This window comes from Balneolaceae bacterium, from assembly GCA_034521445.1.
In the GTDB taxonomy this organism is placed as follows: Bacteria; Bacteroidota; Rhodothermia; order Balneolales; family Balneolaceae; genus JAXHMM01.
This window is the reverse complement of the sequence record JAXHMM010000006.1, coordinates 584055-603038: the sequence shown is the minus strand read 5'-3', so window position 1 is coordinate 603038 and position 18984 is coordinate 584055. Positions and strand designations below refer to the sequence as shown.

General features: G+C 57.8%; 17 protein-coding genes. 5 read left to right on the top strand and 12 right to left on the bottom strand.

The features are described from left to right. The first annotated feature begins 9 nt into the window (after window positions 1-9). The gene (locus tag U5K31_10125) at window positions 10-1701 is read left to right on the top strand and encodes an NAD-binding protein (GenBank protein MDZ7773077.1); all 1692 of its coding nucleotides are present in this window, start codon (window positions 10-12) and stop codon (window positions 1699-1701) included. A 13-nt stretch (window positions 1702-1714) separates the two neighbouring features. Next, the gene (locus U5K31_10120; GenBank protein ID MDZ7773076.1) at window positions 1715-3739 is read left to right on the top strand and encodes an amino acid permease; all 2025 of its coding nucleotides are present in this window, start codon (window positions 1715-1717) and stop codon (window positions 3737-3739) included. A 44-nt stretch (window positions 3740-3783) separates the two neighbouring features. Here the strand turns inward: U5K31_10120 and U5K31_10115 are convergent, their stop codons facing one another. The 3 genes from U5K31_10115 to U5K31_10105 form a co-directional block, all read right to left on the bottom strand. Further along, window positions 3784-6201 carry a TonB-dependent receptor gene (locus tag U5K31_10115; GenBank protein ID MDZ7773075.1) on the bottom strand — a complete coding sequence of 806 codons (2418 nt, stop codon included), beginning with the start codon at window positions 6199-6201 and terminating at the stop codon, window positions 3784-3786. 141 nt (window positions 6202-6342) lie between these two features. Next, on the bottom strand, window positions 6343-6789 hold the full coding sequence (locus U5K31_10110) for a hypothetical protein (GenBank protein MDZ7773074.1): 447 nt from the start codon (window positions 6787-6789) through the stop codon (window positions 6343-6345). A gap of 109 nt (window positions 6790-6898) precedes the next feature. Beyond that, on the bottom strand, window positions 6899-7375 hold the full coding sequence (locus U5K31_10105; protein ID MDZ7773073.1) for a DoxX family protein: 477 nt from the start codon (window positions 7373-7375) through the stop codon (window positions 6899-6901). Between the two features lie 153 nt (window positions 7376-7528). Here U5K31_10105 and U5K31_10100 point away from each other — a divergent pair, with 153 nt between their 5' ends. Further along, on the top strand, window positions 7529-7858 hold the full coding sequence (locus U5K31_10100; GenBank protein ID MDZ7773072.1) for a TraR/DksA C4-type zinc finger protein: 330 nt from the start codon (window positions 7529-7531) through the stop codon (window positions 7856-7858). A gap of 18 nt (window positions 7859-7876) precedes the next feature. Here U5K31_10100 and U5K31_10095 read toward each other — a convergent pair whose 3' ends face one another. Next, on the bottom strand, window positions 7877-9112 hold the full coding sequence (locus tag U5K31_10095; GenBank protein MDZ7773071.1) for an MFS transporter: 1236 nt from the start codon (window positions 9110-9112) through the stop codon (window positions 7877-7879). A gap of 242 nt (window positions 9113-9354) precedes the next feature. Between U5K31_10095 and U5K31_10090 the strand changes: the two genes are divergently transcribed. After that, window positions 9355-9777 (top strand): hypothetical protein, encoded by a 423-nt coding sequence (locus tag U5K31_10090; protein MDZ7773070.1) that lies wholly within the window; start codon window positions 9355-9357, stop codon window positions 9775-9777. Window positions 9778-9823: 46 nt separating this feature from the next. On the opposite strand, the gene U5K31_10085 is transcribed toward U5K31_10090, so the two are convergent. From U5K31_10085 to U5K31_10050, 8 genes are all read right to left on the bottom strand, one after another. After that, the gene (locus U5K31_10085; protein MDZ7773069.1) at window positions 9824-10828 is read right to left on the bottom strand and encodes an SDR family oxidoreductase; all 1005 of its coding nucleotides are present in this window, start codon (window positions 10826-10828) and stop codon (window positions 9824-9826) included. A gap of 4 nt (window positions 10829-10832) precedes the next feature. Beyond that, complete coding sequence (locus tag U5K31_10080) at window positions 10833-11636, bottom strand: SDR family oxidoreductase (GenBank protein MDZ7773068.1); 804 nt, start codon at window positions 11634-11636, stop codon at window positions 10833-10835. Between the two features lie 240 nt (window positions 11637-11876). Further along, a complete protein-coding gene (locus tag U5K31_10075) occupies window positions 11877-12626 on the bottom strand; it encodes a DUF1499 domain-containing protein (protein MDZ7773067.1) in 750 nt (249 codons plus the stop codon). 123 nt (window positions 12627-12749) lie between these two features. After that, on the bottom strand, window positions 12750-13076 hold the full coding sequence (locus tag U5K31_10070; protein MDZ7773066.1) for a hypothetical protein: 327 nt from the start codon (window positions 13074-13076) through the stop codon (window positions 12750-12752). Window positions 13077-13124: 48 nt separating this feature from the next. Further along, a complete protein-coding gene (locus U5K31_10065; GenBank protein ID MDZ7773065.1) occupies window positions 13125-14132 on the bottom strand; it encodes a type IV toxin-antitoxin system AbiEi family antitoxin in 1008 nt (335 codons plus the stop codon). Between the two features lie 85 nt (window positions 14133-14217). Next, a complete protein-coding gene (locus U5K31_10060; protein ID MDZ7773064.1) occupies window positions 14218-15030 on the bottom strand; it encodes a sulfite exporter TauE/SafE family protein in 813 nt (270 codons plus the stop codon). 40 nt (window positions 15031-15070) lie between these two features. Next, on the bottom strand, window positions 15071-15862 hold the full coding sequence (locus U5K31_10055; protein ID MDZ7773063.1) for a PhzF family phenazine biosynthesis protein: 792 nt from the start codon (window positions 15860-15862) through the stop codon (window positions 15071-15073). 247 nt (window positions 15863-16109) lie between these two features. Further along, window positions 16110-16400: an ATP-binding protein gene (locus tag U5K31_10050; GenBank protein ID MDZ7773062.1), complete on the bottom strand. Its 291-nt coding sequence runs from the start codon at window positions 16398-16400 to the stop codon at window positions 16110-16112. Window positions 16401-16429: 29 nt separating this feature from the next. Here U5K31_10050 and U5K31_10045 point away from each other — a divergent pair, with 29 nt between their 5' ends. Next, the gene (locus tag U5K31_10045) at window positions 16430-18829 is read left to right on the top strand and encodes an endonuclease MutS2 (protein MDZ7773061.1); all 2400 of its coding nucleotides are present in this window, start codon (window positions 16430-16432) and stop codon (window positions 18827-18829) included. Window positions 18830-18984: the final 155 nt, after the last annotated feature.

Genomic DNA, 18984 nt, shown 5'->3' with positions numbered 1-18984 from the left:
CCACCCTTCATGAAGTTTTTCGCATCCCAGCTTACGCAGATCATTTCCACGCGGAGCACAAAATACAACCTGGCGCGCCTTGGACGCTTCGTGGCCGCCCTGCTGGCGATGATCGTGGCCTATACGATCATATTCCATTACATCATGGAGTACGAGGGACAGTCGTACAGCTGGGTGACGGGATTCTACTGGACCCTCACCGTCATGTCGACCCTGGGTTTCGGTGATATTACCTTTACCAGCGACCTCGGAAGAGCCTTCTCGGTACTGGTGCTGCTGTCGGGGATGATCTCCCTGCTGGTTCTTCTGCCTTTTACCTTCATCCAGTTCTTTTACGCCCCCTGGCTGGAAGCGCAGTCCAAGGCCCGGGCGCCGAGGGAGCTTCCGCCCGACACGCACGACCACGTGATCATCACCCATTACAGTCCCATTGCCAAGGCCCTCATCGACAAGCTCGAACAGTACAACTACAATTATGTGCTTCTGGCAAGCGAGCTGTCCAAGGCGCTGGAGTACCACGACGAGGGTTACCGGGTGGTCTTTGGAGAGCTGGACGATCCGAAGACCTACGAGCGGCTGCGGGTCGGGCAGGCGTCGATGGTGGTAGCCCTTGGAACCGATATGGTGAACTCCAACATCTGCAACACCGTACGGGAGATGGATGAACATGTCACCGTCGTGGCCTCGGCCGATTCGACGGATTCCGTCGACTTGCTTAAGATGGCAGGATGCAACCACGTCATCCGTATCGGGGAAATTATGGGACGCTCCCTCTCTCGGCGCACCATCGGACAGGACAGCCGCGTGCATATCATCGGACGGTTCGACCGGCTGCTCATCGCCGAGGCCATGGCCTACCAGACACCCCTGGTCGGAAAAACACTGAGGGAAAGCCGGTTGCGCGAGCAGATGGGGATCAACCTGGTCGGGGTATGGGAACGCGGAAACTTTCGTAAACCGCACCCTGATTTACGCCTGAAAAATGAGAGCGTGCTCATCATGGCCGGCTCGCCCGAGCAGCTCCGCACCTACGACGAGCTGATGGCGATTTACCGTGCCTCCGAAAATCCCGTAATCATCATCGGCGGCGGCCGCGTTGGGCGCGGTGTCGCCGATGCCTTCGAAGAGCGTGGACTGGATTTCCGCATCATCGACAAAAACCCGGAGCGTATACGGGCGGACGAGCGGTACATTCTGGGGGCGGCCGAGGATTTCAGCGTACTAGAAAAGGCGGGCATCGGGGAGGCGCCCTGCGTGCTGATTACCACGCATGACGACGACATGAACATCTACCTGACTATTTACGCACGCAAGCTGCGTCCCAACATTCAGATCATCAGCCGCTCCACACACGTCCGCAACATCACAACCCTACACCGGGCAGGGGCTGATTTCGTGCTCTCCTATGCCACCATCGGAGCCAGTACAATCTTCAACATCCTCGAGCGGAACGACATCGTGATTATCGCCGAGGGACTGAATGTATTTACCGTCGAAACCCCGGCGAAACTGGCGGGCAAAAGCCTGGTCGAATCTCAAATCCGCCAGAAAACGGGCTGCAACGTCCTCTCCATCCGGAGCGGGGACGATCAGATCATCAATCCTGAGCCTGACCTTCAAATCCCCGAGGGGAGCGAACTTGTGCTGATCGGAACGACCGGCGACGAGCAGGCCTTTATGGACACTTACCGCCAGGAATAAACGATAAAGGCAAATGGCAGAACGTTCCGGCTTCAAGCGAAACATCGGCCTGTTTATGGCGGTGATGATCGGCATCGGCGCAATGATGGGACCCGGAGTTTTCGCCCTGCCCAGCGTCGTGGCCGAGTCGGCCGGGCCCCTGGGGATTATCGCCTACCTGGCCATGGGAGTGCTTACCCTTTTTACCGCCCTCAGCTACAGCGAACTTGGAGCCGCCATCCCCATCGCAGGCGGAGGATACTCCTTTACCAACCGCACCCTCCCCCGTCCTGTCGCCTTTCTCACCGGCTGGTTTTTCTGGATCGGCAACACCTTTGCCTGCTCGCTTTACGCCGTGATTTTCGCCTACACGGTGAATGCCTATTTTCTGCCTGACCTGAGCGTCGCCCTCATCGTCCTGGCCGTCGCCGCACTTTTTACCCTGACCAACCTGCGGGGGCAGAGCGAGGCCCTGATGGTCATCACCGTCATGAACATTGTGGAGCTTATTGTACTGGTGGGGGTGGGCGTACTGGGTGCCTTCCAGGTTGAACCGGCCAACCTGGACCCGATTGCGCCCATGGGACTTGATCCGTTGATCCCCACCATGGGACTGATCTACATTTCCTACGTGGGTTTCGACCTGATCACCGTGGCAGCAGAGGAGATCGTCGAACCCGCCAAAACCATTCCCCGAGCCATCCTCATTACCCTGTTCGTAGGCATCGCAATCTATGTGCTCCTGCTCTGGGTCATGATGGGCGTGGTGCACTACACCGAACTTGCCCAGACCAGCACACCCTTCATTTTTGTTGCAGACCACCTCTTCGGCACGTGGGGCCGCTGGGCGGGCATCATAGCCACCATCATGGCGAGTCTCTCCGCCTTCAGTGTCACCCTGGGGGCCAGCTCCCGGGTGCTGTTTGCACTGGGGAGAGACGGGTATTTTCCGGAAATATTCGCCCGGCTTCACAAAACCTACCGCACGCCCCATATCGCGCTGGTCACCTGCGCCATACTTGTGACCCTGCTCGGGGCGACCGGAATCGTGCGTCTGCTCGCTTCGGCCAGCAGTTTCGGTTACCTTGTAGCGATCGGCATCGTGAACTACGCGGTCATCGCCATGCACCGGCGCATGCCCAACCTCCGGCGGCCGTTTAAAATTGTCCTCTACCCCCTCGTGCCCATTGTCGGCATGATCGCATGCTGGTTTTTCGTTCCCACGCTTGACCCGCAGAGCCTCATGTTGGGAGGCGGCCTTACGGTGGTGGGCGGCGTGTTATACCTGTTGCAACCAGGCAACAGGACGGATCTGAGCGGCGCGCCAGATCTCCTCAAACGCATACGAATCAAAATCAAAGCATACTGGAGGCCTCATATGAACGTGCTAGTTATCGGCGGAGGAAATCTCGGCAGCAACATCGCCGACCGCCTGCTCAAGCAGGACGAATTCCGAATGGTTTTCCGCTCTTCTGAGTACCAGTTAACCTTTATAGAACAGGACGGGGACCGCTGCGAAGAACTCGAGCGCAGATACAATGTGCCTATTTACCAGGGCGACGGCACCAAGCAGGAGATCCTCGAGCAGGTGGAGCCCCAGAAAATGGACGTTGCCATCGCCGCTACCAACGACGAGGAACGCAACTCCATCATGGCCATGCAGGCACGGCGCCTGGGTATCCACCACGTCATCGCCATCGTAAGAGATCCCTCCTACGTCTCCCTGTTGGAAGACCAGGGCATCGTCTGCATCAGCGCCCCCTACGCCACCGCGGCCATGGTGGAGAACCACCTGGATCGTCCCGAGGTGGCCGAGCTGTTCGAGATCGAAAGCGGGATTGCCAGCCTGATCGACATGAAAGTACCCGATGATGGCAAGATAGTCGGCCGCCCCATCCAGGAAATTGAAATCCCGGATCAATGCGTGGTGGCCGCTGTTATCCGTGAAGGCACCTTTGTCGTGCCCCGTGGAGGGACCGTCATTAACGCAGGGGATCACGTGGTGTTTGTAGGTCCCAGCGAGGCCGTCCAGTCTGCCCACAAAATTTTCTCGGAATAGGGTTGCCGCGTCTGTCCCGACCCTGCATCCTCTGGGTCAAAGACTCACCTCAGATGGCCCCTGATGCCAAAGATCACGTTGCGCCCGTTGGCGGCGATGCCCGATGAGTAGGGCCGGTACCGCTGGTCGGTAATGTTCTCCACCCCGAAGTTGAAGGTGATGGCCTCCGAGTAGCGGTAGCTCGCCTTGACGTTGAAGGTATGCCAGGAGGGCGAGTAGGGATTGCCGCTTGCATTGAGCGCGTAGAGGTGCGGCTTGCCCTGCTCCGAAGGCGCCAGGTCGCCGTAGGGGATCTCCCCGTTGTAGTCGGCATAGAGATCAACGCTCCACGGGCCCGGCTCCCATGTGAGGTGGGTGCTGCCGAACGTGGGTGCCACGTGGCGCACAGGCTCCTTCCCGCCGTCGGCGTTCTCCTCCTCCCCCTCCTGGAAATTAATATTTGAGCTCAGGTTCAGCGTCGGCGCCACCTGCCACTCCACGCTGGCCTGGAGGCCGTGTACAGTGGCCGAGGCCACGTTCTGGATGGCCTGCACCTGGCTGAGTGTGCCGTCGTACATCACGCTGTCACGCCCGTTGAGCGTGAAGTCGCGCCGCGCCATGGCGTTGTCCAGGATGGTGTAGTAGGCAGCCACGTCTATCTTCAGCTTCTCCTCGATCACCTTGCGCACGCCCAGCTCGAAATTGTAGGCGTACTCCGGCTCCAGGTCAGGATTGGGCACAACCACCGAGCCCGGCTCGGAGTCGAAGATCTTGCCGACATCGTCGATGTTGGGCGCCCGGAATCCGGTAGAGATATGGGCGTTGATCTGCCAGGTCTCCGAAGGGCGGAAAACGCTCCCGATGCTGCCGGTGAGCGCCCCCTTGTTAATGTCTGCCCGATCGAAGGGAAAATTCTCCAACCGGTCGGTAAAGGTGGCCTCCACCAGGTACTGATTGTACCTCGCCCCGGCCGTAAGCGTGACGGCTTCGCTCAGGTTGTTCTTGTAGTTGAGGAAGGCGGCATAGGACTCCCAGCTGGAGTCGTCCGGATAACGGCTGGAGGTGGGCGACACGGCACCTGTCTCGATGTTGGTGACGTGCGCATCGGAGTAGACCTTGTTCCAGACGCCCTCCAGTCCATAGGAGAGAGTACTCTGCTCGTTGAGCTGTTTCTCAAAGTCGAAGTTAAGCGACCATGCGTGCACGTGCTCCTCTCTATTGCGCAGGCTGGGATCGCCGAAGTCGCGGTCGTTGCGGCTCTCCTCGTAGTCCTGGTAAGACAGGGTGGTCTTGATCTGGTCGAAGAGCGGCGACTCGGTAAACCAGGTGCTGTTGAGGTTGGTCATCAGCCACTGCTGGGGGCCGTAGTACCACTCGGCATTGGGGTAGGTGTCGCCGGAACGCTCGGTAAGGCGGTCGTAGCGCGGCAGGTCGGTGGTGGTGGAGTAGTGCATGCCCAGCTGCATGTCCCAGTTCTCATTTGGCCGCAGGCGAAATTTCTGCATCAGGTTGTACTGGTTATACCCGGTGGGCCGCTGGATATCCGGCCGCGGGTTGTCCAGCACCATGTCGGTGCCCTGAACCCGTCGCACGAACTCGTCCCGCACATAGTCTTCGGGTCCCTCGCTGCCCATGCGCATGTCCTGGTAGTCGGTGTAGGTAAAGCTGGTTACCGAACCCCAGTTCTCAAAGCCCAGGTTAAGGTCGATATGACCCGTCTTCTCCCAGTTGGCCGAGGAGATACGCGTAAGGGCGTTGGCCTCAATACGGGGCTCGCCCGTGAGGCTCAGGTGCGGATCAAGGGTGGAAAAATTCATCACCCCGCCAACGGCGTCGCTGCCGTAGGTCACCGATCCGGGTCCAAACACCACCTCGGTGTTGGCGATGGCGTTGGCGTCCAGGGAGATAACGTTTTGCAGATTGCCCCCGCGGAAAATGGCGTTGTTCATGCGCACGCCGTCCACCACCAGGAGCACCCGGTTGGTGGCGAAGCCCCGGATCATGGGACTGCCGCCGCCCATCTGGCTCTTCTGGATGAAGACCTCGTTGGAGACACCCAGCAGGTCGGCCGCCGTCTGGGGATTCTGCAGGCGAACCTGTTCGGGAGTAATCCGCTCGATGCTCACGGGCACCTCACGGGTGTCCTGCGCCCAACGGCTGGACGACACCACCATCTGGCTCATGGAGAGGGAATTCATCCGCATGGTGATGTGCATGTCGCGGTCCTGCACCTCCTGCCAGGAAAGACGCAGGGTGGTGTAGCCTACAAAGCTGAAAATAATGGTTTGCTCGTTTTCAAAGGCGTCAAGCGATGCCTGCCCGTTCTGGTCGGTGGCAACCGCGGGGGAGCGGTCCGGCGTGTAGATATTTACGCCGGGGAGGGGGTTCTCTGTTCCGCCGTCGACCACCGTCACCGTCTGCCCAAAGGCGGGCGACATGCAAAGCATGGCCACTAGCATCGTTAGAAGATACTTCTTGTACATGGTAGGAAATCCTGGTGTTTATCAGGGTGATTCGGAAGAAATGACCGAATCACCTAGGCGCGCGGGGGAGGCGGATCCAAGTCGAGAAAAACGGAGGATACCAGGTATGCAGGATCCCAGGAAACGCCCATACACGTCGGCTCAACGTCCAGTGTCCCGCAGATTTCCGGCAACAAGGAACTGCTGTTTCAGGATGGACTCCAGCAGCACATTCTGCCGCTGTTTGTCGGGGCGCTGATTCAGGAAATCATTTACATAGCGGGCCAGCCCGCCCAACAGGCGTGTCTCGGCGCGGTCGTGGTGCACGTAGTACCAGATCTGGTCGCCGTGCCGCTCGGTTCGTATCACATCGTACATCTGTCCCCGGTAGCGGAACTCCTTCTCATGATGCCACTGCAGATCATCGGGAGGGTCCTCTTCCCACGCCGCCGGAAGCTTCAACAGGCTCCGTTCATCAGGGTGCTCACGCTCCAGGTTCTCCTTCACCTGCTGCTTCACGGAGTAGAGCCAGACGTTATATACGAATCCCGCTCCGAAAAACTGGTAAGTGAGCACCAAGAGCAGAAGTATGGTGACGGCACGTTTCATAGCCGATGTATTATAACGAAAAAAGGAGTGGCATAAAGCTTTGCACTGCCCCGAAGACAACCATAAATAATATTTTACATGCGGTGTCCGCCGTCATGTCCTGCGCTTCCTACTCCCCCCTCCGAGTCGTTATCCTCCGGTCAAGCGACCAGCGCCCTCCTCCCCGGACGATCAGAAACAGGCTGCCCAGCCACATGGCCCAGTCGGTGCGCATCTCATGGGCCATGCTCCAAAAGCCGTAGCTGCCCAGGTCCCGTAGCACGAAGGGCCCGAAGCTGGTCCCAAAAACGATGGGCAATTTGGTGACGACGATGGCCACCGTCATGATCAGGAAGGTGAGCAGGGCCCCGCCGCGGGTGAGCAGGCCGGCCAGGATAAGTGCTCCGGCTGCAATTTCCACAGCACCCACGAAAGGGCCAAAGAACTCGGGTGCGGGAAATCCCATGCCCTCGAAGCGTCCCACACCCCGCTGCGCGGGATAGAGAAACTTCTGTACGCCTTCCGAGAGAAAAACCGCCCCCACCATAATGCGGATGAGGAGGGTGGTGCGGGCGTCGTCGGTACGCAAAAATCCAGCAGATGTCATATTCCAGATTAATTTCCCTTAAGCGTTCATACGAAGATGTACCTACCAACTACAACTTCATAAAGGGTATCATTCCCTGGCCGCGAAGGTTGAACGGGGCAGCCGGGCCCCGTATACTTTGTTCAAAGCCGATCAGAATTTAACCATCGTGTCATGAGTCCGGAAGAGAAAGAGCAATTGGAGACGATCGTACGTGACAAGATCACGGAAACCAAAGAGGAAATCGCCCAGCTGAAAGAGCTGACCAAGCCCATAAAACCTGATAACGCCTACGGGAGGCTATCACGGATGGACGCAATCAACAACAAGACGATCAACGACGCCGCGCTTCGGGAGCAAAAAAGCCGCCTTCAAAAGCTCGAACGCGCACTGGAGCGCATCGATGATGGTAGCTACGGCCGATGTCTCAAGTGCGGCGGAGACATCGCCACCGGCCGCCTGAAGTTCATGCCCTGGACCTCCCGGTGCGTCAACTGCGCCTGACCGGGAGAGCGCGACTGGCTACTCGGCAGCCTCCACGGCGGGAGCGGTCTCCTGCGGCGGTCCCTCCAGGTCCGGTTCAGGAAGGAAACGCCACACAAGTACGGCCATTGCCAGGATCATGGCCGCGGCGATGACGGTGTTGCTCAGGTAGCCGTAGCTGACGTAGGCCGGGCCGGCGAGGGAGCCTCCCAGCCCATAGCCCACCTGTCCAATAGCCACCAGCAGACTCATAAGGGTGCCCCGCTTGCTGGACTTGACCAGTTCGGTGGTAAGGGCCTGGAAGGGACTGATGCGCATGGCTACCAGCGCCATGGTCACGAAAAATAGCGGATAGGCAATCCAGAATGACTGCACCAGGGGCACGGTAACCACCATAACGGCAGCCAGTCCCGTACAGGAGGCGATGATGATGCTTTTTCGTCCCCAGCGGTCCGACAGCTTGCCGGCCTGGGGACCCGTGATCACGTTGGCGATGCCGCCGACGAAAAAGAGGGTGGCAATGGCGTTGCCCGAAACCCCAAAGGTAGACTCCAGCCAGGTGGGAAGATATATCACGTACACCGATATGCTCAGAAACATCAGCAGATAGCAGATGCTGGCGGCGGCAATTTCCGGTTTGCGCAGCATGATCAGGTACTTGCGGATCGTACTGCCCACGGTCAGCCGCCGGCGTTGCAGCTCCACGTCCGGCTGCGGCACGGTAAAGTAGATGAGCACGAGGGCGCCGCCCATCAGGATGGCGAAGGCCAGGAAAGGCGAACGGAAGCCGAAGTACTCCGCCAGTACCGTGCCGATGGGCACCCCCAGAATCTGTCCCATCGCAATGCCGCTCATGATCCAGCCGTTGGCCCAACCCCGCCGGTTGTAGGGAAACCAGTCTCCCACGTAGGATACGGCCGAACCGCTCAAAATACCGCCCGCGGCGCCGGCCAGTCCACGCACCAGCAGAAAGGAGAAAAATCCAGCCACAAACCAGTGCAGAAGTAGAGCCAGGGCCATCAGTCCCGTGCCTGCCAGCAGGATCTTGCGCCGTCCCACCTTGTCGGAAATGGGACCCGTGATGAGGGCGCATATCCCCACCATCAGCGCGTAGGCCGTCACCAGGGTGCCCAGCAAGGCCTGAGATACCGCCAGCTGTTCGCTGATGCGTGGCAGGATGGGGGCGATGATCATGATCTGGCTGCTGGCGGCAAAAACGAGCAGCCAGAGCGAGAAGATGATGAAGAAATTTTGCCGTTTTTCGGAGAAGGACATAGCGGCCGGGACCTCTTCCCGGCACAGAGTGCGGATGAGTATTTAATTTTTCCTTTCAGGAGGACACAACGCAGCGCCCACCCGGACCATTTCGGAAACCGCCCAAGGTACGGATTATCCCGGTCAGGTAAGAACACATCCGGATTGTGCCCCGAGCATTTGGATCCTGTATTTCATGAATCCCTCACGTTTTTTTTACCTTGTTCTGGATTCTCGTGTAAAAAATCTGGGAATTACCCGGCATGAGCGACCGAGCAAAAAATATCGTATGGATCCTGGCTATCGCGCTCCTCGCGGCAGGCTACCTCTTATACCGGGTGTATTCGCCGGACTCCTCTGCGAGCAGCTCCGCCGGACCGGCAGAACGCATTGAAGCGTCCGAGGCCGACCAGTATGTGGGCAGCAGCGTCGAAGTCTGCGGGGAAGTGTCTTCCGCCAACTATCTGTCGCAGGTTGACGGGGCGCCGACCTTCCTGAACCTGGGGCGGGCCTATCCCAACCAGACATTCACGGCGGTCATTTGGGGAGAGGACCGCACGCGGTGGGCAAGTGCGCCCGAACGGCAGTACGAAAACCGAAAAATCTGCGTCACCGGCATGGTAGAAATGCACGAGGGCATCCCGCAGATTATCGTGGACCGGCCGCAGCAGATCGTGGTGCCGTAAGCGGGAGTAAAAACCGACCGGGCACCCAGTCCCGTGCTGTCATCCTTTACACGTGAGGCAGATGGGGAAACTCCCTCCTGAGCCAGTCGACTGTACGCCTGAGTCCCTCACGCAAGGGAATCGGCGTATATCCCAACTCCTGCCGGGCCTTCTCCGAACTCAGAGGTGAGTCCTTGAGATAATTTTTTACCCACTGGGGCGTGATGAGGGGCGAGCGTCCGAGAAGATCGGCTTTCCACATTTCAAACCTGGCAATTCCCATAACAAGCGGAACCGGTATGGATATCATGCGGCGATGCTTGCGACTAACCTCTCCCACCAGGTGGAGCAGTTCGCGCAGGGAAACGTTATCGCCTCCCAGAATGTATCTCTCCCCGGGCCTTCCATGCTCCATCGCCCGCCGGTGTCCCCCGGCGACGTCCTCCACATAGACATAATTGCCGACAACGTCCCCATCCCCGGGCAAAAACCTCCATTTCCCTTCCAGATACCATTTAACCAATCGGGTGACAGCGTTGCTTTCCGACATCAGGCCCGGCCCGTAGACCCGAGGAGGATTTACGATGACCGTAGGCAATCCTTTCTCATTGAAACCTATGGCTTCCTCTTCCGCCTGGTGCTTGGTGCGTGCATACTCGGTCTCAAATTCCGGATCCGTCGCCGATTCATCCACCGGTCGGCCATCGGATGAGGCGGGCAGGGTAGCGGCGGAGGAGGTTAACACCACCTTTCGGACTTGCAGCTTTTGTGCCGTCTCCAATACATTCCGAGTTCCCTGGACGTTCACCCGGTAGAACGCGGATGGATCCTCCGCCCAGACACGTGCATAGGCGGCCATGTGATATACCTGGTTGCAATCCCGCATGGCACGCTGCAGGCTGGCGACATCCAACAGATCGCCCCTGAAAGGCCGTATGCGGCTACGGGACAAGTCCACCTTGTCGAAGGAGGAGGGGCGGTACAGCACATGCACGGTTTCTCCCTCGTCCAATAGCTGCTGCAGCAGCACGGACCCGATATACCCGGTTGCCCCGGTCATAAAAACAGCCATGATATCAGTCTCTCTCGATATGATTGAAAGGGGAATCCGAAAAGGTTGAACCGGCCAACCACAAGCGGTAGCTGGTGGGCAGTAAGCGTCCCAGCTTGGTAATCACTTTATTCGCCATGCCGGGGACGATGACTCTCTTCCTGTTCAGAATGCCATCGATACCATACCGTGCCACTTCATCGGCCGTTTTGGTCAGGAGCCTGGCTTTCAATCCCATTTCCTTTACCTGCTCCTTATGAAAATCATTGGTGAGCGTTGGACCCGGACAGAGGCATCCGACGAACACGGGAGAATCTTTCAGCTCATAATGCAGCGCATTGGAAAAAGCCAGCACAAAGTGTTTGGATGCCGAGTAGACGGCCTTGTAGGGAAGGGGAATAAAGGCACCGATACTGCCTACATTTAGAATATGGCTCTGCTCTTGTCCCTTCAACGAATCGAGCGCTCCCCAGCACATATTCACCAGTGCGTTTACATTAACCTGCATAATATTCTGGAACTCCCCCGGTTTTGAGAGCTCAAATTTTCCTTGGGAGCCCAATCCCGCATTATTTATGAGCATATCGATCCGAAACCCCTTGGCCCCGCACCAGGCATAAAAATCGCTCACCGCACAGTCGGCTGTCAAATCGGTTTCGTGCCAGGCGACCTGTACGCCAAATCGGTTTTCGAGGTTCCCGGCCAGCTCCGCAAGTCCTTCTCCGGGAAGAGAAACAAGAATCAGATCACGTCCTCTACTCGCACATTCTGTAGCAAAGGCCTTACCGATGCCCCTGCTTGCTCCAGTCACGACCGTATATGCCGGCATATTTTGGGGGTATTTAGGGATCTGTTATTAACTCAAATTCGGGCTGTCCTTCGAGGGACAGCAGGTAACTCCAAACAAAAGCCAATGATAATGTATTAAAGTTTGGCTTTGTAGTCCCTCAATGAAACCGGTACACCAGGCTTAAATAAACGAATGAAAGCATGGTCCGCAGAGCCATGCGCATATCCCTGGCCAGGGTGAGATGCCGGGATCCGTCTTCATCAAGGGGTGGCTGTATCTCTATTCCTGCGTCTCAAAGGCCTCGATATACTGCCGGATGCGCCAGGCATTCACGCCCAGGTCGCCCCGGCCGATACGGGACTTGGAGCGGATGTCTACCTTGCTGCCGAAGTCGGTGGTGTCAACACGTATCACCACATCATCGACAAAGCCGAACCAGGCCAGCTTGTGGTAGGCCTCGATGCGTCCCTCCTCCGTGCTGTGGTCCACCATGGTCCAGCCCATGCCGCGGGCCGTTTCCAGCGCCCGGTTGAATGCCTCATCGTAGGTAGTATCCAGCGTTATGGTTTCCAGTCCGGAATAGAAGGATTCCTGCGCCGCAGCAACGCCTTCGCCCCGCTGGTATTCCGCTGGATTGGGAGCGTCCTCCCGCAGGGGCAGGATGGCCTGGAATTCCGGCGGGTTCAGCGTATCGGTGGAGAGGTCGTGAATGGGAGGATAGCCCTTCTGGGTCTCCATATACCAGTAGCCCAGGTTGCCCAGGGCCAGCAGCCCGAGCACGATACCGGCCACGCCGGCAAAGGTATATCCGCGCGAGCGGTCCTTCATACGCCAGAGACCTGCGGCCGCCGCGATGCCCCCGAGCACCGCCGCACCCGTCCCCCATGGGATGATGTTGAAGCCGGTACCCAGCGACCACCAGTTCCACTGGTAGCCGTAGCCGGACAGGATTACCGCCAGCGCGCCGAGGAGGGCAAGATTTGTTCCTCCTATAGCCAGTGCCCTTCTATTCCGTGTCGAAGTACCCATATAGGAATATCACTATGTTTTTAAATACAGTTCAAGAAATATCCTCTTAAACCTCTCTGGCCCCTTCTGCTATTAAAGACAACCACCTTCCAGTCCGTTCCATGGTGATCTCTTCTCTCCCGCTCATGGCTTCAACCAGCCGATCACAATAGCGGCATACTCGTGTAGTTCAAGGTCTCGCTCAAACAGATCGTTATGATGATCGTAAATCATCCGGTCTTCGATATCAAAATAGTTTCGGATGATCCCACGAATATCACCGGGATCCTGTGTTCTTTTTTCGGGACGATCATCGTATGCGATCAATTTCAACAGTAGAATCGCCGGCAGAGTGGCGACTCTAAACTGAACGTCGGCATCGTTATCCACCGCCAGAACCGTCGCCTTTCGAAATACCTCTTCAAGGCCGTTAACATAAATGGCTTTCCCCCCTCCTTCATCGAACGCCACCCTTTCATCAATGCTCTCTATACCAAATGGTGTCCCTGTTGAAGGGCCTCAAGTGAGATGGGTAAGGAATTCTTCATGGATTTCATTGGCCACTTTTACATTGCGCGGCTCACCGGTTGTCATCAGATCGGTATAGATGACCAGTGGAGGGGCGACAGTTCCTTGATCCAAATCTGTCCCAACATTCCAATAGGACCTGTAGACCTTCACCTTTCCCTCCAAATCTGGCTTCAGCTGGTATTGAACCATCAATTCTGCTTTTGTTTTAACCGTATAGAGATAGAGTTCCGCGGGCTTCAGATTATGTGTCAACAGTTCTGCCCCGGGTTCTCCTCCCCAGCTATCCCTGTAATCCAGATTTAGATCATTCCAGGTATGCATACCGTTTGCATTGAGAAATGTAAAGTTGCCCACGTGCAGGCGGGGCTTGAGTTCATCGGCGAATGCGGCAACCCATTGATCGAGAAGCAGTCGTTTATTGATCAGCTTATATTTCCTGTCGGTTTCATTCACCAGAAAACCTTTCTCCTCAAGTCCATCGAACACATACGTGATATTGCCCAGCGCAACATCCGCTTTTTCAGCTATTTCCCGGTAGGTTTTGGTAACCCATCTCTCATCATGAAGAAAGAGAAAAACAACCTTCAGTCCTGTTTTGGTAAATGCCCTGTTTTTCTTTTTGTCAGCCGGAGTTGTCGTGTGCCGATCAATCCAGATTAAATAGTTTCCGTTTTTCAGATGGATATTTCCTGCTCCATCCAACCAGTTAATACCCTCTTCTCGAAGTTTTTCTTTCAGGTTCGGGTAAAGTCTTTCAACAATCAGAATAAATGGGTCAAAACTGTTTGCGATCTCTTTCAGATGCGGAATGTGATGTTTCCGAATTTCCTTTTTTACTTCGGCATAGTAGTTCTTGATTTCATTATTAATCTGAAATTTGATTTTTGCATTAATCTTACTATCAGACTTGGGAGGCACATACTCTGTCCATTCCGCATGTATTCCTGCGTTTTGTTCCAAATTATCCAGAGCCTTACCAACAACCTTTCGATCCATTGTTCAATTATTTACTTTGTTCACGAATCGTGAACAAATAATAATAATGAACATTCAGATAAAACGCTAGTCAGGCGATAGCCGGTTACAGGATCTCCCAGATAAGACGCGCCGCCATCCCCACCGCCAGCACCGAAAAAGCCACCTGCAGGTACGCCCTCCGGATACGTACGTTCCACATGGCTCCCAGGAAGCCACCGGCCAGTCCGCCGAGTGCCAGAGGCAGCGCCGCGCCGAAGTCCACCTGTCCCACAGTATAGGCCGTCAAGGCCGGTCCGCTCTCCAGCAGGGCGAGCTGTCCCCATCCGGATAGGGAAATTATGACTATAGCCAGAGAGGAGATGCTCACCGCTTTCTGGAAATCACGCTTCTGCAGCAGGTTCATCACGGGTACCATCACCCCGCCCCCGCCTATACCGGCCAGGGCCGCCACGAATCCGGCCCCGCCTCCCGCGGCCAGGCTCTGCAGCCAGCTCATGGGCTCGTGGCCTGTCTCCACGGTGGTCTCCCCGCTGCGCCCCCGCCGCCAGAACATCCAGGCCACGTAGAGCAGAAGGGTCGAAAAAAAGAGCACGAACTCGGTCTCGCTGTACCAGGAAGAGGTGATCACCCACTTGCCCAGCAGCACCCCGAAGGCCCCGAAGAGACCCACTTTGAGTCCGTCGGCCAGGTAGAAATTGCGCTGGCGGAACTGCCGCAGGGAGCTGCCACCGGCCGCCACGAAGGTACAGAAGAGGGAGCTCCCGATGGTGAGCACCACCGGGTTCTCGATACCGGCGCCCGAGAAGACCAGAAACAGGATGGGGGTGAAGAGGATGCCCCCGCCCAGTCCAAAGAGACCGGCCACCACACCTGCCAGCACGCCCAACAGCAGGAGCAAGATGAAAAAGGCGTCCATCACAGTGTCGGGTTTGGTTGGGGTGCGGGCAGGCAGCGCCTCAGCCGGTTTCCGGAAGGGTGATTTCTCCTTCCAGGTAGGTGAGGGCACGGCCGGCGATACGCACGCGGTCGCCTTCAAGGCGGCAGCGCAGCTCGCCTCCCCGACGGGAGACCTGGCGGGCTGTCAGCTCATTTTTATCCAGCCTGTCCGCCCAATACGGTGTCAGCATGGTGTGGGCCGAGCCGGTCACCGGGTCCTCGTCCACCCCAACGGACGGGGCAAAAAAGCGTGAGACAAAATCCACATCCTCCCCCGGCGCAGTGACGATCACCCCGCGGGTGTCAACCTTCTCCATCTCGCGGAAGTCAGGGTCCACCCCCCGCACCTCTTCCTCGCTTTCCAGCACCCAGAGAAAATCAGCGCCCTTGTAGACCTCCACGGCCATAATCTCCAGGGCGTTGAAAAGCTCCCGGGGCGGGGCTTCCTTCTCCAGTTCGGCGGCCGGGAAATCGAGCTCCAGCAAGTCTCCGTCCCGGAACACCCGCAGAGGACCGCTGTTGGAGTTCAGCTCCAGCGGATCGGCCTCCTCCCCCAGGTGCGCCTTCAGCACGTGGGCCGAGGCGAGGGTGGCGTGCCCGCACAGGTCCACCTCGTCCGTCGGCGTGAACCAGCGAATGCGCCACCCTTCGGACTCGCGTACCAGGAAGGCGGTCTCCGAGAGGTTGTTCTCCATGGCGATCGACTGCATTAGTCCGTCGGGCAGCCACTGCTCCAGCACGCAGACCGCGGCCGGGTTGCCCTCGAAGAGCCGTGAGGCAAAGGCGTCCACCTGCCAGATGTTCAGTTTCATGATAAGCTCCGTTTCAATTCGGCCTGTGAATTAAGAAAACGATAATCCCTCGTCCACACGTTTGATTCCCAATTGGTTCATCATCGACTCAGAATGACTCATCTATTGCCTCAATCGGGTCATAATGGAGCCAAATGGGGACATTTACTGTTTCACTGTTGTTTCATAATCGTTTCACTAATGTTTCATACTTGTTATTGAGATAAAATGTAGTAGGTATCAGGTCCACCACTTCCCGCTTGTTTTATTAGTCCTTTGTCCAGCAGTTCTCATCGGTAATTCCTTCGGATAGGAGTGTGACATCATCCTTTATACCCACATAAAGAGATCCGCCTTTGGCATTTACAAAAGCAGCCAACGTTTTAAGAGCCGAATCGTTGAACTGTTCTTTAAATTCAACCGATTCGGATTCCTTTAGAGTTTTAGGATCCATCTCAGCAATTCTTAAAGGCCCAGCTCCTCCAATAGTCTTTGCAGGTACTTGACCACAATTCGGCCTGTGAATTAAGAAATATTTCCCTCTTTTCAAATTCATCATTCAGGCCTTAAAACCGTATATTTCGGGTTATGTTTATCTATCCCGAACGACTCCCCGAAAAGATCGGCTTCGACCAGGTCCGGTCGGCCGTCGTCCAGCGGGCGCGTTCAGTCACGGCGCGGGAGCGGCTGGCAAAACTCTCGCCCTCCTCCGATCCCGAGCGCATTGAGCGCCGGCTGGAACAGTGCCGGGAGATGATGCGCCTGCTGGCTAACGACGCCGCCTTTCCCCTGGATAACCTGCATGACGTGCGCGACTGGCTGGGCCAGGCATCGGCGGAGGAGAGCATGATCCCGGCCGACGCCTTCCAGGAGATCCGCGAGCTCTCGGTCACCGCCCGCCGCGTGAAGGGCTTCCTCTCGGACCGCAGGGAGAACTACCCGCTGCTGGACGAGCTGGGCACCCGGCTCATTCCCCTCAGGAAGATGGAGGAGGCCATCGCAAAGGTCATTTCAGAGAACGGGGAGATCCGATCGGACGCCTCCTCCCAGCTGCAGTCCATCCGCAAGCGCCTCGGGAACAAGCGCAACGAGCTGCGCACGGTCATCAACCGCGCCATGAGCCGCGCACAGAAAGAGGGCATGGCGTCGGACGAGGGACCCACCATTCGCGGGGGACGCATGGTCATACCCATCCAGGCGGAGTACAAGCGCAAGATCCAGGGTTTTGTGCACGACGTATCCTCCAGCGGGCAGACGGTCTACCTGGAGCCGGTGGAGGCGCTGAACATCAACAACGAGATCCGCTCGCTGGAGTCGGAGGAGAAGCGGGAACTGGAACGCATCCTGCGGGAGCTGACCGGCACGGTGCGCCGCCATGGCGACAAGATCGCCCAGAACCTTGAGGCGCTGACGGACTTCGACATCGTCGCCGCCAAGGGCCGGCTGGGCAACGAGCTGGACGCCTACATCCCGGTGGTGGGCAAAGAGGAGCGGCTTTACCTCAGGGAGGCCTACAACCCCATTCTCAAGCTCAAGAACCTGGGACTGAAGGAAGAGGAACGCGAGCAGGTGGTGCCGCTGGACCTGGAGCTGAACGCGGAGGAGCGCTGCCTGATTATTACGGGTCCCAACGCAGGCGGTAAATCGGTGGCCATGAAAACCCTGGGCCTGTGTGCCATGATGGTGCAGTCGGGGCTGGCCATTCCGGCCCGCGACAGCTCCGAGGTGCCGGTCTACGGTTCGCTGCTGGTGGACATGGGCGACGACCAGTCCATCGAAAACGACCTGAGCACCTTCTCCTCGCGCCTGGAGTGGATGCGCACGGCCACCGAGCACTGCGACGAGCGCAGCCTCGTGCTCATCGACGAAGCGGCCGCAGGCACCGACCCGGAGGAGGGCGGCGCGCTTTTTCGAGCGCTCATCGAGGAGCTGATCGAGCGGCGCTCGCGGGTGCTGGTGACTACCCACCACGGCTCCCTGAAGGTTTTCGCCCACGAACACCCGGGTGCGGTGAACGGGTCCATGGAATTCGACCAGGAGACCCTCTCCCCCACCTACCGCTTCCGCAAGGGAATTCCCGGCAGCTCCTACGCCTTCGAAATCGCCGAGCGCATGAACCTGGACGGGGGACTGCTCAAGCGGGCCCGGGTGCTGCTGGGCGAGGCCAAGAGCGACATGGAGTCGCTCATCGCCGAGCTGGAGTCCCGCGCCCAGGAGGCCGACGAACTCAAGAAGAAATACGACGCGCTCAAGACGAAGACCGAGTCGGAACGGCAGCGCTACGAGGAGAAGCGTTCCGCCATCGAAAAGGAGAAGGAGAAGATCCGCGAGAAGGCACTCAAGCAGGCCAGTGAGATCATGGAGACGGCCAACCGGCGCATCGAGGAGGCCGTGGAGCGCATCGTGGAGAAGGGGGAGAAAGACGACGAGGCCATCCGCGAGGCGCGCCGCCAGGTGGAGGAGGAGAAGGAGGATATCGCCCGTCAGCTCGGCGAATTGGAGGAGGAAAAGCGCGAGCACCGGCACAGGGATTCCGGCGAGTCCCCCGAAACCGGAGACACGGTGCGGCTGGAAGACGCCGAGACCACCGGCGAACTTGTAGAATTGGACGGCAACCGGGCCGTGGTGCAGACCGGCGGACTCCGCCTGAAGACCGACTACCGCAAGCTGGTAAAGGTGGAGGAGGCTGCCTCCGCCAAAAAGAAAAAGAAGAAGGTCACCCTCACCGGTCGGCACCGGCCAGAACCCGTCTCCCCCAGCCTGGAGGTACGCGGCATGCGCGGGGACGAGGCCGTGCAAAAGGTGATGCGGCACATCGACAAGGCTGTGGCGTCAGGCATGCACCGCATTGACATCATCCACGGCAAGGGGGAAGGCATCCTGCGCAAGCTCATCCACGAACACCTGGACCAGCGCGGAGATATCGAGCGCTACGAGGAGGCCCCCCTCCAGCAGGGCGGCTCGGGGTGTACCATCGTGCACCTGTAAACGCGTCTCCCACCTGTAGGGCCCTCCCTTACACCATTGCCCATGACTACGCCACACATATTCGGGAGATTTGCGGAGCCAACATCCCCCCGCGGACGCTTATACTTAACGTTACAAGTTAATCCGCGGGACGTGCCCGATTCCCGGCTGTCTGG

What these genes read in the sequence shown, in the direction of transcription:
- U5K31_10125 (MDZ7773077.1), top strand. Translation starts at nt 10, where the DNA reads ATGAAGTTTTTCGCATCCCAGCTTACGCAGATCATTTCCACGCGGAGC.
- U5K31_10120 (MDZ7773076.1), top strand. Translation starts at nt 1,715, where the DNA reads ATGGCAGAACGTTCCGGCTTCAAGCGAAACATCGGCCTGTTTATGGCG.
- U5K31_10115 (MDZ7773075.1), bottom strand. Translation starts at nt 6,201, where the DNA reads ATGTACAAGAAGTATCTTCTAACGATGCTAGTGGCCATGCTTTGCATG.
- U5K31_10110 (MDZ7773074.1), bottom strand. Translation starts at nt 6,789, where the DNA reads ATGAAACGTGCCGTCACCATACTTCTGCTCTTGGTGCTCACTTACCAG.
- U5K31_10105 (MDZ7773073.1), bottom strand. Translation starts at nt 7,375, where the DNA reads ATGACATCTGCTGGATTTTTGCGTACCGACGACGCCCGCACCACCCTC.
- U5K31_10100 (MDZ7773072.1), top strand. Translation starts at nt 7,529, where the DNA reads ATGAGTCCGGAAGAGAAAGAGCAATTGGAGACGATCGTACGTGACAAG.
- U5K31_10095 (MDZ7773071.1), bottom strand. Translation starts at nt 9,112, where the DNA reads ATGTCCTTCTCCGAAAAACGGCAAAATTTCTTCATCATCTTCTCGCTC.
- U5K31_10090 (MDZ7773070.1), top strand. Translation starts at nt 9,355, where the DNA reads ATGAGCGACCGAGCAAAAAATATCGTATGGATCCTGGCTATCGCGCTC.
- U5K31_10085 (MDZ7773069.1), bottom strand. Translation starts at nt 10,828, where the DNA reads ATGGCTGTTTTTATGACCGGGGCAACCGGGTATATCGGGTCCGTGCTG.
- U5K31_10080 (MDZ7773068.1), bottom strand. Translation starts at nt 11,636, where the DNA reads ATGCCGGCATATACGGTCGTGACTGGAGCAAGCAGGGGCATCGGTAAG.
- U5K31_10075 (MDZ7773067.1), bottom strand. Translation starts at nt 12,626, where the DNA reads ATGGGTACTTCGACACGGAATAGAAGGGCACTGGCTATAGGAGGAACA.
- U5K31_10065 (MDZ7773065.1), bottom strand. Translation starts at nt 14,132, where the DNA reads ATGGATCGAAAGGTTGTTGGTAAGGCTCTGGATAATTTGGAACAAAAC.
- U5K31_10060 (MDZ7773064.1), bottom strand. Translation starts at nt 15,030, where the DNA reads ATGGACGCCTTTTTCATCTTGCTCCTGCTGTTGGGCGTGCTGGCAGGT.
- U5K31_10055 (MDZ7773063.1), bottom strand. Translation starts at nt 15,862, where the DNA reads ATGAAACTGAACATCTGGCAGGTGGACGCCTTTGCCTCACGGCTCTTC.
- U5K31_10050 (MDZ7773062.1), bottom strand. Translation starts at nt 16,400, where the DNA reads ATGATGAATTTGAAAAGAGGGAAATATTTCTTAATTCACAGGCCGAAT.
- U5K31_10045 (MDZ7773061.1), top strand. Translation starts at nt 16,430, where the DNA reads ATGTTTATCTATCCCGAACGACTCCCCGAAAAGATCGGCTTCGACCAG.